Annotated in this window: 16 protein-coding genes; 7 read left to right on the top strand and 9 right to left on the bottom strand. The window is 60.7% G+C overall.

Annotated elements, in window-relative coordinates:
• Positions 1–91: 91 nt before the first annotated feature.
• The 4 genes from HNO81_RS19625 to HNO81_RS19610 are packed head-to-tail and all read right to left on the bottom strand — an operon-like array spanning position 92 to position 2,307.
• Complete coding sequence (locus tag HNO81_RS19625) at positions 92–589, bottom strand: GNAT family N-acetyltransferase (protein WP_175319765.1); 498 nt, start codon at positions 587–589, stop codon at positions 92–94.
• A 49-nt stretch (positions 590–638) separates the two neighbouring features.
• Entirely contained in the window at positions 639–1,013 is a 375-nt protein-coding gene (locus HNO81_RS19620; protein ID WP_175319764.1) for a VOC family protein, read from the bottom strand.
• Between the two features lie 42 nt (positions 1,014–1,055).
• Entirely contained in the window at positions 1,056–1,796 is a 741-nt protein-coding gene (locus HNO81_RS19615) for a YafY family protein (protein WP_175319763.1), read from the bottom strand.
• Positions 1,797–1,851: 55 nt separating this feature from the next.
• The gene (locus HNO81_RS19610; protein WP_175319762.1) at positions 1,852–2,307 is read right to left on the bottom strand and encodes a VOC family protein; all 456 of its coding nucleotides are present in this window, start codon (positions 2,305–2,307) and stop codon (positions 1,852–1,854) included.
• 99 nt (positions 2,308–2,406) lie between these two features.
• Here HNO81_RS19610 and HNO81_RS19605 point away from each other — a divergent pair, with 99 nt between their 5' ends.
• A complete protein-coding gene (locus tag HNO81_RS19605; protein WP_175319761.1) occupies positions 2,407–3,402 on the top strand; it encodes a YafY family protein in 996 nt (331 codons plus the stop codon).
• 229 nt (positions 3,403–3,631) lie between these two features.
• Here HNO81_RS19605 and HNO81_RS19600 read toward each other — a convergent pair whose 3' ends face one another.
• Positions 3,632–4,240 carry a DUF1349 domain-containing protein gene (locus HNO81_RS19600; protein ID WP_371818318.1) on the bottom strand — a complete coding sequence of 203 codons (609 nt, stop codon included), beginning with the start codon at positions 4,238–4,240 and terminating at the stop codon, positions 3,632–3,634.
• A 203-nt stretch (positions 4,241–4,443) separates the two neighbouring features.
• Here HNO81_RS19600 and HNO81_RS19595 point away from each other — a divergent pair, with 203 nt between their 5' ends.
• Positions 4,444–4,743: a PASTA domain-containing protein gene (locus tag HNO81_RS19595; protein WP_217509627.1), complete on the top strand. Its 300-nt coding sequence runs from the start codon at positions 4,444–4,446 to the stop codon at positions 4,741–4,743.
• Between the two features lie 89 nt (positions 4,744–4,832).
• On the opposite strand, the gene HNO81_RS19590 is transcribed toward HNO81_RS19595, so the two are convergent.
• Entirely contained in the window at positions 4,833–5,696 is an 864-nt protein-coding gene (locus HNO81_RS19590) for an SDR family NAD(P)-dependent oxidoreductase (protein ID WP_175319759.1), read from the bottom strand.
• A gap of 118 nt (positions 5,697–5,814) precedes the next feature.
• On the opposite strand from HNO81_RS19590, the gene HNO81_RS19585 reads away from it, so the two are divergent.
• Positions 5,815–6,411: a TetR/AcrR family transcriptional regulator gene (locus tag HNO81_RS19585; RefSeq protein ID WP_175319758.1), complete on the top strand. Its 597-nt coding sequence runs from the start codon at positions 5,815–5,817 to the stop codon at positions 6,409–6,411.
• Positions 6,412–6,804: 393 nt separating this feature from the next.
• On the opposite strand, the gene HNO81_RS20515 is transcribed toward HNO81_RS19585, so the two are convergent.
• Positions 6,805–7,623: a zinc ribbon domain-containing protein gene (locus HNO81_RS20515; protein ID WP_175319757.1), complete on the bottom strand. Its 819-nt coding sequence runs from the start codon at positions 7,621–7,623 to the stop codon at positions 6,805–6,807.
• Between the two features lie 319 nt (positions 7,624–7,942).
• Between HNO81_RS20515 and HNO81_RS19575 the strand changes: the two genes are divergently transcribed.
• The gene (locus HNO81_RS19575; RefSeq protein WP_175319756.1) at positions 7,943–8,404 is read left to right on the top strand and encodes a GNAT family N-acetyltransferase; all 462 of its coding nucleotides are present in this window, start codon (positions 7,943–7,945) and stop codon (positions 8,402–8,404) included.
• A gap of 94 nt (positions 8,405–8,498) precedes the next feature.
• Positions 8,499–9,992 carry a HEPN domain-containing protein gene (locus HNO81_RS19570; protein WP_175319755.1) on the top strand — a complete coding sequence of 498 codons (1,494 nt, stop codon included), beginning with the start codon at positions 8,499–8,501 and terminating at the stop codon, positions 9,990–9,992.
• Between the two features lie 33 nt (positions 9,993–10,025).
• On the opposite strand, the gene HNO81_RS19565 is transcribed toward HNO81_RS19570, so the two are convergent.
• Both HNO81_RS19565 and sigK read right to left on the bottom strand, forming a co-directional pair.
• A complete protein-coding gene (locus HNO81_RS19565) occupies positions 10,026–10,955 on the bottom strand; it encodes a hypothetical protein (RefSeq protein ID WP_175319754.1) in 930 nt (309 codons plus the stop codon).
• A gap of 423 nt (positions 10,956–11,378) precedes the next feature.
• Entirely contained in the window at positions 11,379–12,197 is an 819-nt protein-coding gene (gene sigK, locus HNO81_RS19560) for an ECF RNA polymerase sigma factor SigK (RefSeq protein ID WP_175319753.1), read from the bottom strand.
• Between the two features lie 179 nt (positions 12,198–12,376).
• Between sigK and HNO81_RS19555 the strand changes: the two genes are divergently transcribed.
• Both HNO81_RS19555 and HNO81_RS19550 read left to right on the top strand, forming a co-directional pair.
• Positions 12,377–12,748, top strand: a complete 372-nt coding sequence (locus HNO81_RS19555) for a DUF3995 domain-containing protein (RefSeq protein WP_371818319.1) — start codon at positions 12,377–12,379, stop codon at positions 12,746–12,748.
• A gap of 542 nt (positions 12,749–13,290) precedes the next feature.
• On the top strand, positions 13,291–13,878 hold the full coding sequence (locus HNO81_RS19550; protein ID WP_175319752.1) for a TMEM175 family protein: 588 nt from the start codon (positions 13,291–13,293) through the stop codon (positions 13,876–13,878).
• Positions 13,879–14,012 lie beyond the last annotated feature (134 nt).

The following is a 14,012-nucleotide window of genomic DNA, read 5'->3' as shown; positions in this document are numbered from 1 at the left end:
AGGCCCTCGCTTTTTACATCACGCCACGCTGTTCACAACCTCCATGGGAATTACACCTAGGGCGGGTTTCCCGGACCGTCAGCCAACGGCTCTAATGCGCGCCCAGCTCCATGCAAAGAAGTCGCGGCCGCTCGTCCCAGGACGGAACCGGGCTGAACCCATGGTTCCCGTATAGCCGTATTGCGTCGTCCCGCCAGTCCCATACCGTCAGACGGATGGGAAGGTCCCGCTGTCTGAGTGCGGCAGCCATCAAGGCGGAGCCCAGCCGATGTCCTCGTGCGCTGGGTTCAACCCACACCCGTTTAATCTCGCGTGCGTTTGCCGCCTGCTGCACCACCACCACTCCGACCGGCGACTCCCCCAGTTCAGCGACATACACGACTGCGCCCTGGTACGCACGTTCCGGGTGTTCGACTTCCTGGCGATAGCGTTCGGGAAGGTCAGCGTCTTTGAAGGTGCCGCCCAGGTGAGCAGCTTTCTCGCGTTCGGTTTGCACCAGGTACGCTTCGACGAGCCGACTTACCGCTGCAGCGTCCGGGCCGCCAAGATCCGCCGGGCGGACGGTATGCGATTTGGGTTGGGTATCCACCGATTCATTCTGCCAAAGAGATCGGCAGGCAGATCCGAGGTGATTGGGCTCAGTTGGCCGGGCGTGAGAACAGGTTGACAAGGTTTCCATCAGGATCGCGGAACAGCGTCGACCTGTTTCCCCACGGCATGATGGTCGGTTCGAGCACGATGTCCCTTAGTGCAGCGCGAAGTCGAGCAAAATCAGCGTCCACGTCCGGGACGAGGAACTCGATGATGAGACTGTTATTGCTACCGGGCCTCGGCGCCTGGTCACCAAGCATGCTCACGGTCGCTGTGCTCCCGATCGCGATGACACCCGTCCCGGTGCGGATCTCTGAGAACACGGGAGCCGGCCTTAGAGCGGTCGTTCCGGTGACCATCTCATAGAAGCGGGTGAGCCGCTCTACGTCGTGGGTGATGATGCGGATTGATGCGAAGTCCATGGGTTCTCCAGTCTGTAAGGGTTTGCCTCAAACCCGTTCAGCCTAAAGTGATGTCCCGACACCGTAGTGTCGGTGTTTAGCGTCTTCTCCGCCGGGGGTGATCTCGCGGAGAACCCCATGGACGATGCCGAGTTCCTCTGGACGCAGCGGGCGTTGCGGCGGCGTTTCGCCGGTCGGTTCAATCATGCTGATGCGATCGCCACGGAACGCACGAACCCCGTTTCGGAGGCGGCACCAGGCAACCAGATACCAGTCGCGGCCCTTCCCGACGTAGCCCATAGGTTCGACTTCGCGTGACGTAGTGGTGGTGTTGCGGTCGACGTAGTCGATGCGAAGCACCTGCCCGGAGCGGAGCGCCGTTGCGAATTTGTCAGGCACCGCTGGCGCTGGACCCTCATCCAGGAGATGGATTCGAGTTGCAAGTCCCGCTGTCTCTCTTAGATGTCGATCTTCCATGACTGCAGCGACTTTCCGCTGGGCGGAACTCGCCGCGTCTCCGAACGGGGACGTCGCCAGCATCCCGAGTGCGATGGTCACTGCGAGGGCTTCGTCGACGGTGAACCCGAGCGGCGCCAGGGTGTGCGCCCTATCAAGGCAGTAGCCACCGGAACGGCCAGGTTCTGCCCAAATAGGGACGCCACTCTGTTGCAGCGCCGACAGGTCCCGCTCGATGGTGCGCGCACTGACGCCAAATTTCTCGGCAAGCCAGCGGGCACTCCTGGGGCGCGGCGCCACAGCACGCAGCTCCTCAACGAGTGCATAGAGTCGGTCCGTGCGAGTCACCGCTCGATCCTATAAGCCCTACGATGCGAATCCCGCGCCACGGCGTTTAGAGCATTCAGGCGGCAGTGACGCTGACGCTCCAGGTAACACCGAACTGATCGGTAAGCATCCCGAAACCTGCGCTCCACATCGAAGCGGCAAGCGGTTCGATGATGATGGCATCAACGGCCAGCGCGTCCCAGTAACCCTGAAGCTCCTCCAGGACGTCGGATTCGAGGGCGACGAAGAGGGCCTGGTCGGTGATCGTGGTGTTGTTCTCACGGCGGGTCGAGCCGCCCCCGGCAATCGTGCGTCCGCTTTGGCCGGGAATGTCGTAGCCCATCACGCGGAACCCGCATTCCGCGGCGACGAGGCCAAATACGATCTTGTCGGCACCGGGTAGTTCAGCTGGCATGCCGAAGTCTGCGTAGGTGTTCAGCACGGTGTGTCCGCCGAATACGGACTGGTAGAACTCCAGCGCCTGGCGTGCATTGCCGCGGAAGTTGAGGTGGGTAGTTGTTTGAATAGTCATTGGGCTCCTCGGTGAAATTCGGCCTACCGGCTCGATGGAACCAGCATTACAGGCGTCTAGGTCAGGAAGTGTCCTACACCTCCACATATGCTGGAGGTCATGACAACGACTTCACGGCTGCTGAATCTGTTGTCTCTGCTGCAGACGCGCCGGGACTGGCCAGGATCACTCCTGGCCACCCGGCTGAACATCAGCGACCGCACCGTCCGCCGCGACATCGACCGGTTGCGGGAGATGGGCTACAGCATCCAGGCCACCATGGGTCCGGATGGCGGGTACCGTCTCGACAACGCGGGCAAAGAGTTGCCACCGCTGCTCTTCGACGATGATCAAACCCTCGCCGTGGCCCTCGCCCTGCAGGCAGCCCCGGCCCTGGGCGCGGGGATCGAAGAAGCCGCAATCCGAGCCCTCGGCACCATCCGCCAAGTAATGCCCTCCAGGCTCCGGCGCCGACTCGATGCGCTCACAGTCACGCCAGTCGGGCGGCCCGGCGACGCGGCACTTAGAGACGTCTCCTTAGACACCCTTGTCACCGTGGCTAATGCCATCCGTGACCGGGAATCCCTCCGCTTTGACTACGCCGCAGACGAAGCCACCTCCGATACTGGGATTCAGGCACCGACACACCGTCGCGCGGAACCCCATCACCTGGTGACCTCCCATGGGCGGTGGTACCTCGTCGGCTGGGACCTGGACCGAAGCGACTGGCGCCTCTACAGAATCGATCGGCTCCACCCCCGCGAACCCCGCGGCGCCCGCTTCACCCCTCGCACGGTGCCCGGCGGCGACGTCAAGGACTTTGTCTCCGCCCGCTTCAAAGGGTCTCATCTCAATCAGTGGCAGTGCCGCGGCACCGTCATTCTCCACCTCCCCGCACAGAACGTCCTTCCCTTCGCCAACGACGGAACAGTTACCGCCATCGATGCCCGAACCTGCAGCCTCGAAGCAGGAGCCTGGTCCTGGGAAGCACTGGCCGCATCATTTGGAAGATTCGAGGCGCCAATGGAAGTCGTCGGTCCCCCCGAACTCGCTTCAGCCTTCGGCAGCCTCGCCCAGCGATACGCCACCATAAGCAGAAACAGCGAGCCGAACTAAGAACGGGTGGAGACGGAGCCGGTTGTCCGGCACCTGATTCTCTTTGGGGCACCTGCATCAGCCGACACCCTGGATCACGTGTGTCTCATAACCGACGTGTCTCGAATCCCTAGGGTTTTGAGGCAATGAGGTTATGAGACAGATGGAGTCCACCTCGGAAATCGGTTTAGGTGTCCGAAAGAGGCTCCTTCACCGCTCCCAGTACGACTCACGGATGAGTGCTGCGGCTTTAGCCGTGTTCAGGGTGCAGGGTTGCATCTGCATCGGTCTCAACCCATCGGGTGAAGGTGGTCGTGAGGTTAGCTCGAGTGGGCGAGGCACAAAATGGGCCGGCCTCGGCACTGACTGTTTCATCCAGAGGAGCAACGCGGATGAGCCGGAAAGACTCATCCCCGGCGCGGGCCCTGATGGTGACGGCGTTACCGGCCCTGCTCAGCCGCACTGTGATTTCCTGATTGATCCACTCAGGGACAGGTGCCACCGACCAGTCGGAGACCCCATGCGTTACGACCGCCCCAACCTGGGGGACTCCGTCGGACACCTCCACGCCGGCCTTGATCCAAGAGAATTCCGAAACGTGAAGATAGATCCCTGCCTGGTCGAACTGCTCGTTGTAATTCAGAAGGAATGAAACCTCCACGGCCCCCTCAGTGGGCAGCGGTGCCAACAGGGCATGCGCACTGTCATGGACGAAGCCGTACGAGGTGTGCCTCCACGCGTCGCTGTTCTCGGCTGCGGTTACCTGCAGAGTCCGACCATCAGCGACGACACGCACGGGCGGGTTGCGCCACTTTCCCCGGTCCCAGGAATCGTGTGCTTCCTTTATCACTTGTGTCACGTCAGATCCCCTAAGTCGATCGTTCAGTCCGTAAGCCCTATTCAAGCAGTGGCACATCCAACAGGACGGCAATTGCCCGTTGACCGGATCCCTTACTAAACGCACTGGACCAGCGTAGGCGGCGCCAATCTGATGAATAGACGGTTCAGTTTGCCGTACCAGTTTTCGGGCACAAAGGAGATGCCGAGGTGGTCGAACGCCGGATGCTAGATGTTCTCGATCTGGTTGGGCAGCCCGTACATATCGCACAGGAGACCGCGGCGAACCTTGGGTTTGGTCTCGCAGCCGGGGACCCTGATGGTCCAGGCCTTCGGTCGCGCACGTGGCCAGGGCTATTCTGGGTGACCTCCCAAGATCCTCCGGCGGGATCGATCCTTTCGCGGGGAAGTCAAATTCAGATCACCTTCGTTCAGGACGGTCAAGCCCGAAGCGACGTGCCGGAGCAGACGGGCGGGCCGAGCCCCTCATTGCAAACTCATGCGGCGGGCGACACGGAATCGTGAGTTGTCCGGTGAGGGATCCCCTTGCGGACACCTGAACCGGTCGCCCTATCTGGATCTATGTGCCAGGTCACGGTTGCACTGTTCCCTGGCTATTGCACCGGAGCCGTGGGGGGTGTTGCAGCACCCTGACCGGCCATCTGCTCGGAGGCTGTCCAGAGCCGCCGGGCCAGCTCCAGGTCTTTAGCTCGGGCCGACCGTCCGATTACCTGGGCGCCGCCGCGCATGTGCATGAGGTGGCGGGGGCCGGTGAAGGCCGCATCGGGCAGGTCCCCGGTGATGGCGAGCAACACCGGCAACGCACCTTGGTCGGGCTGCTGGCCCGCAAGAGGGAGGAGGCGGTCCCAGACACTGCGGCGGCGGCGTTGGGGATCGTCGTAGATCGCGGTGACGACCAGCCCGGGGTGGGCGGCCATCGCCTGCACCGGTGAGCCCGCATCCCGCAGTCGCCGGTCCAGTTCGGCAGTAAAGAGCAGATTGGCCAGCTTTGAATCGGCATAGGCGCGGCCCCCTCGGAACTCGCGGTGGTCCCAGTTCAGGTCCTCCAGATCGATCCGGCTGGCGCGTTCGGCCTGGGAGGCCACGGTAACGACCCGGGCAGTGATTTGTGGCAGCAGTAACGTGGTCAGGAGAAAGTGCCCCAGGTGGTTGGTGCCGAACTGCAGCTCGAATCCGTCGTTGGTGCGCTGAAGCGTCGAAGAGGCGACGCCCGCGTTGTTGACCAGAGTGTCGATGGGCTCGTTAGTGTTTTGCGCGAAGCGCCGCACCGAGGCCAAGTCGGAGAGATCCAGCGCCCGAACCACATGTTTCCCACCTAATTGGTCGGCCAAGGCTGCGCCTTTGGCAGTATCGCGAACCGCGAATATCAGGCGGGCACCCGCCGCTGCCAGGGCGATGGCGGTGGCACGTCCGATACCGCCTGTCGCCCCGGTGATGAGTACAGTCCGCCCGGACATGGAGCGATGCCCCTCTGCGGGCGCGGACAGGTGAGCGGTATTTCGTGGAAGTCCCATAGCGCCAAAGTAGGCGCTGTCTATATTGTTGTCAACGTCTACATCAAGCTAGAGTGGGAAAATGTCAACGCCCTACCACCATGGATCGCTCCGTCACGTCCTCCTCGAGGAAGGCCGGCTGTTGTTGGCGGAGAGAGGCGTGGCGGCCGTGACACTGAGGGAGTTGGCGCGGCGGGCCGGGGTAAGCCATGCTGCGCCGCTAAGGCACTTCTCTGATCGAGAGGCGCTGCTGGACGCGATCGCAGCCAAAGGGTTCGATGAACTCACCGCCGCCCTGGAGTCCGCCGATGTCGCTACCGATCTGCACGAACGACTAAGCATTTACTCCCACACCCACGTCCACTTCGCCGTAGCCAACGCAGCATTGATGGAACTCATGTTTTCCCGGGACCTGAATCCAAGGAACGGCGGCGCAGCGGCGCAATCGGCCGCCAGGTTCTTCACCCTCGGGGCACTCCTACTGGGGGAGTCAGACCCTCAGGCGCTGGGGCCGTTGCCCTACTTGCTGACCGGCATGCTGGAGGGCATCAGTTCACTGGCTTCCGGGGGCCGGATTCCTAAGGATCGAGTCGAAGAGATTACCGCTGCGGCCGTAGAAGTAATGCTTCCCGCAATCCAGAAACAGCTTCGGAACCCTCACACAGCCAGAGGTGAGTAACCCGACACTCTCCTGGTATGTGGCTCTTGACGGTTTAGCCGAGCCCACTTCTATCCGCCGGCAGAAAGAACGCCAGGCCGCCTGACAACGATAGGGATTCAAGACACTCAAGTTACGAGATGCCTTGTGCGGGTCCGAAAACGAGTTCAAATGCCAAGGGGATCCCTTACCGGGCACACAGGCCGCAGTGCGCCCGGTAAAACGCACAGACGCAGAAAGCGCTAGTGCGATGGTCGGAATGCTTGAATGCAGGGCCTGCTTCTTGTCCGAGAAGAGGCCGGGCAGCTCGGCGTTGCTCTGCCAAGTTGCGGCCAGGCAACGGCAGCCGGACGACCAATGTTCGGTAGTTCTGATCATCCAAGGTATGGACAGTGTGATCAGGTCACTTCAAATTCAGGTGAAGACTTCACCACCGGGGTTCCTTTGATAGCATCCCGAACAGATTTGCACACAGACTTGACCATATTTCGTGTTGAAACACCAGAGAGGGCATTCCTGCCACGTTCCGTCTTTGCATCCTTGACTAACCACCGGTCCTTGCGATTGGTTCAAACGCATTCTTAGATTTGGTCCTGGGTCCTCGGGTTCGTTGCTTAGGGCGAAACTCTGAGCGTCTTCCGACACCCATCCTTCAACGCTTGTCTCGCCATGGCTGCAGCCGCATCCCGAGGGCTGGTCCTCTTCGTTCCGGCGGATTCGTGCAAGCGTGCCACCGGCGGCCGGCCTGCAGATTCCGCGGCACCGCCTCAGGCACTCACGCGGCGATTTATCAGTCTTTTCCCGGCAAAGGTCGTAGCAGTTCCAGGTGCAGTCATCGGAAGAGTACCCGGGGCCAGATCCTCCGTTGATTGCTCTCAGAGTTCCACGGGGCTGCCAGAGCACGCTTCTGCATTTAGGGCAGACTGTCGCTTGCCTGTGAATGTCCTCGCGGCAGTATGGGCATGTCCCTCCATGATCAGGGCCGGTACTCTCACCTACCACTGACGACCCGCAGTGGCGGCATACGATCGCTTGTTCATGGATTGACTCACGGCAGAACGGACAAACTCCTCCGTGTCGAGGGAGGTTCTGTGAGGCGTCCCCGATGTTGAATCCGCAATGGCGGCAGCGCGCAGCCCTGGCGTCTATTTCTCCCCAACACGCGGGACACTTAACTAGCTTCTCTGCATCGTCCGGAGTTTGTTCGGGACTCGAATTCTCACCGTTTCCCACGGGAACCTCCCTAATAGTTGGTACAGATAGGAGGTAGGCTTCACCTTGCTTGGAATGAAGTCAATATTGACTAATTGCCCGAGTGTCAGCCGGATGAACAGATGCGCCACAACATGCGCCGAGTATGGATTGATGACTGTCGTGCACGCCCCGGTCTCTCACGAATCTTGCTGACACGGTTAGGGTTCTGCACTCTCGACACGCCCGTAAGCCGGTGGCTCATTGGACGTTCCGGTCGCCCTTTAGGGGATCCACTAACGGGCAGATTCGGTTCCGTCGGCAAGATTGATATTTGGTTCACAGATGGGCAGCTGCTTTGATGATCGATGTGACAACCGAGTGGAAGTTCCGGGCAAGTGACATTACCGACGCCCAATGGATGGCGGAGCTACGCGCCGAAGTCATGCGGCCCGACCTCGAACGGCTCGACCGCTACGACGCAATCCGCGTCCGCCAACGCTTCCTCGACGCATTCGTCCCAGCACACACCCGCGTCATCCAGCTGGACACAACGGACATTGGATTGGTGGCCGTCCGCCCCGAGAACGACGCACTGTGGATCGAGCACTTCTATCTCGCCCCGTCCCAGCAAGGACGAGGTATCGGCGGTGAAATCCTCGCACACATCATGATGGAGGACGCGTCTGCAAAGCCCTTCCGCCTCAATGTTCTCCAAGGCAGCCCAGCACGTCGCCTCTATGAACGGCACGGATTTGTCCTAGGACACGAAGATCCGATCGACGTCTACCTCACGGCTCCTCCGCACGGCGGCGCACCATAGCCGATGAGCAAACGGGCACTTGTGCACAGGAGTACCGGCCGTCACTGATCACAACCCGTCTGCACAAACCCCGGAACGACATAAAGGACGGCGCATGAATAAAAAGCCCCTATTGAACGAACCCCGCACATGGCGCGGCTACTGGTGGCCACCTGGCGAGCGGGACAAGGCGATACCGGGGATACTGGCTTATCGTCCTGACAAGGGTCTGGTGCTCGAACTCATCGGGGGATGGGAGGCCGACATTATGGAAGAAGTGGCGCCAGGAGTCACCATTCCGCAAGGTAGTCGTCGATGGCCCGTCCTGCATGGGCTATCGGACAACCAGGAACTCACACTTTTGGATTGCCTACCCACCAATACCAGGGGTCGAATCTTCGGGCCGCCCGAAGAACAAACAATTCATGTTCTGACGGCTCTTTCTGGCGTCCACCTAAACGCTGCCGATCAGGCGGTTTTCACCGAGTGTCAGGTCGCAGTAGAAGACCTGACTATGTGGTCCAACTCGTGGGTCCTCAGCCAATCATTTGGCATGGAAGAAGGGCGGCCCAACGGGAAGGGATGTATCAGCGCAGAGCCAGCGAAGGACCGATCGGTAACCGTGAACGGGGTAGTGACATCACTTGTTCACGAGCACACTCTCCCTTACTTCGAGTACACGCGGGGCGGAACTCTGGGCAGGATGACGGAGACCCGGTTTTTCCGCTTTCAGGCGCCGGAACCTTGGTCTTTAGCTACGGCCCAGGAGCACGCGAAAGTGGCTCAGGATTTACTGTCCCTCGCCCTAAACAGGCCACGTGGCTTGCTCTGGATGCAACTCAAGATGCCGCCCGAGGATCGAGTTTATCCCGAGGGCTATCCAGTTCAAGATCGGAAGGTCGACCTTTACGCTGAGCACATCACTCCAGCAGAGCCCTCCGCCAAGGCGCTACAAGATCACCAAGCCCTCTTTACCTGTAAGCACCTTCCGTTTGAGGAGATTTGGCCTCGGTGGTGGGAAGTACGCGAACGGTATCTACGGGCCTCCAACATGATTCTCAGCTTGGGATACGCTCCTGCACGCTTTATAGAGGGACGACTCCTTACAGCCACAGGCGCGGCTGAAGTACTCCATCGCGCGTTAGGACGACGTCCACCTCCTATACCTAAAGATGAGTTTGCAGCGTTGCGTAAGGTCCTGCTGGCGAACACGCCCAATCAGCACCAAAAATGGGTCCGCGAAAAACTCCGCAACGAGGTGACGCTGAAGGAGCGGCTACTTGAATTGGCTGCCTTACCGGATCCTGAGGCGATGCAGCGACTTGTGCCCAATGTGGAGCATTGGGTCACGGTCACTACGCAAGCACGCAACGACTTGACTCACGAGGGGCACGCACGCCGTCAGAGCATTGACGAGGTGATCGCTGCAGTAAAGGTCACGAGTGCCGTAGTTGTCATGAACCTACTCCAAGCGCTGGGCGTGCCGAGCACGCGGCAGCGCGAAATCATCACCGAAAATCCCGAACTTCGTCAGACGGCGCGGCAAGCCAGCGAAGACCTCTCACCCAGACCAATAGGCGAAGAATCAACTGAGATGGGGGGACCCTGATAGGCGGCCCGGGCCGTCTCACGCACTGTCCGGTTATTCCTCTCCGCTTACCGGCGAATTGAACCAATGCCCCGGGACCGTTTCTGCCCATCGCTCGAGAGGGGCATCATCGAGGCCGTAGTAGCCGGCGATGGTCTGAGCAGCTTTGTAAAGTATCAGGCATCCCAAGCTGACCTGATAGTCGAGGAGTTCGCCGTTCGGGGGGTATGTCCTGAATGTCACGCCCTCTGACTCCTCCGCTACCGACTGACGGGCGAGTGCCATAACTGAGGGGTGCGAGTAATCGGACAGTGTGTCGTACAACCCCTTGCTCGACGAAAAATTAAGAGAGACGAAGAGGTCGATGGCTTTGCCGAGTGTCAGCATGGTTTCCCCCCCGATCCTCCACTCCGCAATTTGCTCGGGCCTCTGTAGTGGAGTGTGAACATCATCGGGAAATAGCGACTTGATCGAGCTCAGCAGAGCCTCGCGCTCCCCTTTGCGCTGCTTTTCAAGAGATTTGGAGTGCTTGCCCGCGGTGAATCTCTCTCGCTGCAGCGACGACAGTTGTTCAAGTAGTGCTCGAGCGACCCGACGGGCACCGGCGTTGCTGCTCTCCAGTGGCTCCAGCAGCCAGGCCACCCGGCCCGCGTATTCGAGCTCGGCCCGAACCAGCGGCCAAATCGTCAGAGATACCAGAGGCCGAGCTCGCAACTGCGTCGCGACCGCCTGCAGGAGCAACGAGATCGCTCCCACCAGCTCACCCGAGTGGTTGCCCGCCGCGTATTCGATGTTCTTCGGTCGATCAGGGAGCGAAAGCGAACGGCGCGCATCGTCAGCGTCGATGGAAACTCTGGCTTCCGGAGCGGCGCCGTTGCCCGCCTGCTGGCCAATCTGCCGCCAGCTGCCAATTAAGGACTCGCAAAGCTCCGCGAGCCTATCGGCTGTCCGACTCACATCTTCTACGTCTGATACATCACTCATGGATTGGACCCTTCGTCGCGGGTGGCAACTGGCATTTGTGAACTCATTCCTACATCCTCCCTTGCCGCCTGCCCCGTGTTGTGATCGGCACGAAGGAGCAATCGACATGTGCCCGTAAGCCGGTCGTTCACCGGCCGCCGCGGCACCGACCGCCGGCTCTATGAACTCCCGCGTCTTTCCGCCATTCCCGGATTCCCGTATACCCCGCCCGAATTATTGCCCGGTGAAGGGGCCCTATACGCTACAGCCCGAAAGAAGCTCGTCGGATACGCCAGCTGCCGTACCAACACCCAGGAACACCGCCCCGCGGAGCGCTTTCCAGGCCCTCCGCGTTGACGTCGCCGAGGATGGAGAACTGCCCGCTCTTGGCGGAAGCTCACAACTCTCATGATTCCTCCCCGGGTCCTCGCCGGATGCCCGCCTTCACGCGGGGTCGATCTGTCCCCGGAGTTGTTTCAGGCCATCCCGGATCCGCGACTTGATGGTGGGCAGCGGTTTTGAAAATCTTTCGGCGACTTCCCGGTATGTGAGAGAACCGAAGTACGAGAGGAGAATCGCTTCGCGTTGCAGCTCTGACAGTGCTGCCAGCGAGTCCCTGAGGTGCTGGGCATCCATCCGGTCCAGGGCGGAAGTTGCCACCTCATCGTAGGGGCGGGTCCAGGAGGCACTGGTCCATCGCGCGTCACGGTTGGTACTGCTTTGGTGCGAGCGGACCTTGTCCACAGCTTTGCGGTGGGCAATTGTCAACAGCCAGGTGATCGGGCTGCCCAGTGCAGGATCGTATGAAGCGGCGTCCCGCCAAACCGCAATAAAGACTTCCTGGGTCACCTCCTCGCTAAGGCCGGGATCCAGGACCACACGGCTCACCATCCCGAATACCCGGCCTGAGGTTCCCCGGTAGAACTCCTCGAAGGCCTGGTGACTTCCTTGACCAATTTCCCGAAGCAATCCGATGAGAGACGTCGGAGGGTGTTCGGAGGCAGAGGGCGGACGTTCACTGTCGCCGGTAACGGCGGATGCAATGGTGGAACTCCCCGCCTGCATACCCGCAGCCGGCGTCACGAGCTGCATGGACGTTCCGCTGTGGACCACACGTCCGCCCTGCGGCGCTGAAGTGCCGTCCAGGATGGGTTGGGTGAGGTCCGTGCAGCCCTCCGGAAAGTCGGTGCGTTGGTCCGCGGCGGCAGCGCCCAGGCCGGGATCAGGCGCTGAGACTTCAGCGAAAGTAACCAAGACACTCACGACTCCATTTGGAAGCAACATCAGGAACATTCGTAAGCATACATATATCTAGATGATCTAGCTAGGCTATCTAGTGAAAATACTCGCAGCGCCCTCAAGTGTCCGCACACTCCACCCGTCAGCTGGCTACAGTGAGCCAGGTGACGCCCGAGAGAAAACTGTGCTTCAGCCGATCATTGATGTGGATGGCCTTCGTGGCCGGTACGGTCCATGCCGGATTCAGCTTGTACTGGGCCCTTGGCGGGACATGGCTCCTGGACACAGTCGGCCAATGGGCAGTCCAGCTGTCCGTGGAGGCTCCCCTCGGGGCCGGTGTCGTGCTTGGCGTGATTGCGGCAGGGAAGCTGTTGGCAGCGACGATCCCGGTCGTAACCGCGTATAGGCGCATGCCTTGGGCGAGGTTCTGGCGTGTGGTGAGCTGGGCCGGCGGCCTATTCCTTGTCGTCTACGGGGGTGTAAACACCGTGGTGAGCGGTGCCGTTCTTGGTGGAGTGATTCGTCCGGAAGGCGGATATGACCGCAACGCGATGATTGGCCACGCATGGTTATAGGATCCTCTGTTCTTCCTTTGGGGTGCAGCCCTTGTGTTATCGCTGTGGTTCTCCCGCAGGAACGCAGCGGCCGCGGCGTAATCTGTCTCCGTGGGTCCCCGGACGCGTTGAGGCGTTCGGGCTATGTCTCGACACTGGCGTATTCGCCCGTTCAGGTCCTTTGCCAGCCGTTCGGTGTTCCACGACGGCGGTTGCGCGTTTGCCATGTCGCTGAAGTCCACCACCATCCAGTTCCTGCCGTATACGAGATCGATCCTGCCTTGATGCGAATCAGCCAAGAGCTGGTGGCTTTTCCGGAAGGCCCGTTGATCCGGGTAAAGATCCATCTGGACATTCTCTAAGCACAGTTTCTGTGCCGGCGTCAGCGGAACACCATCGCCCCTGGGAACAACCGGTTCGCCAGGTGGGTCGGGCGTACAGCCCAGGATGCCATCGACGGCGGAGTAGGCCTCATCGATGGAACTGAACCCAGCCTAAGGCTGCAGCGGAAACAATGCGCCGGTCCAGCTGAGGCGCCGGTCCTTTCGGTGCATGATATTCGAGTGAACAAGAACCGGCTTGAAGCCTTCAGCGATGGCGTCCTGGCCATCATCATCACCATCATGGTGCTGGAACTGCACACCCCGGAGGAACCAACGTGGGCGGGCGTTGCCGCCATCCTGCCCACGCTCTTCACCTACCTCTTGAGCTTCGTGTACGTGGGCATCTACTGGAACAACCACCACCACATGATCCACCTCGCCAGCCGGGTGAACGGCACCATCCTCTGGGCCAACCTGCACCTGCTGTTCTGGCTTTCCCTGTTCCCCTTCACCACCCGGTGGATGGATGAGTCAGGTTTCCTGCAGGTTCCCGTCCTGCTGTACGGGATCAATCTGCTGTGCGCCGCGATCGCCTACTTCATCCTGGAACGGCGGCTGATCGCCGAGCAGGGTAAGGAAGGGGCCCTGGCCCAGGCTGTCGGGCGGGACTGGAAGGGGAAAGCCTCCCCGCTGATCTACCTCGCCGGCATCGCGCTCACCTTCGCCCAGCCGCTGCTCGGCGTGGCCGCCTTCACCATTGTTGCGCTGATCTGGCTCGTCCCGGACCGGCGGGTGGAACACTTCGTGGTGAAGGCCCACCAGGGCTAGGGCGTGTCTCCTAAAGCCTGGGCTGGTTGTTCGGGATGCTTGATGGGTGTCTCGTACTTCTGTTTTGACTGATGGGCAATGGGCCCGCATCCAGCCGTTGTTGCCGTCCTCTAATGGCCGGCGGGGTCGTCCTT

Source organism: Pseudarthrobacter sp. C4D7 (genome assembly GCF_013359725.1).
Taxonomy (GTDB): Bacteria; Actinomycetota; Actinomycetes; order Actinomycetales; family Micrococcaceae; genus Arthrobacter.
The sequence above is the reverse complement of the archived record's forward strand: the minus strand, read 5'-3'. Positions and strand labels throughout refer to the sequence as shown.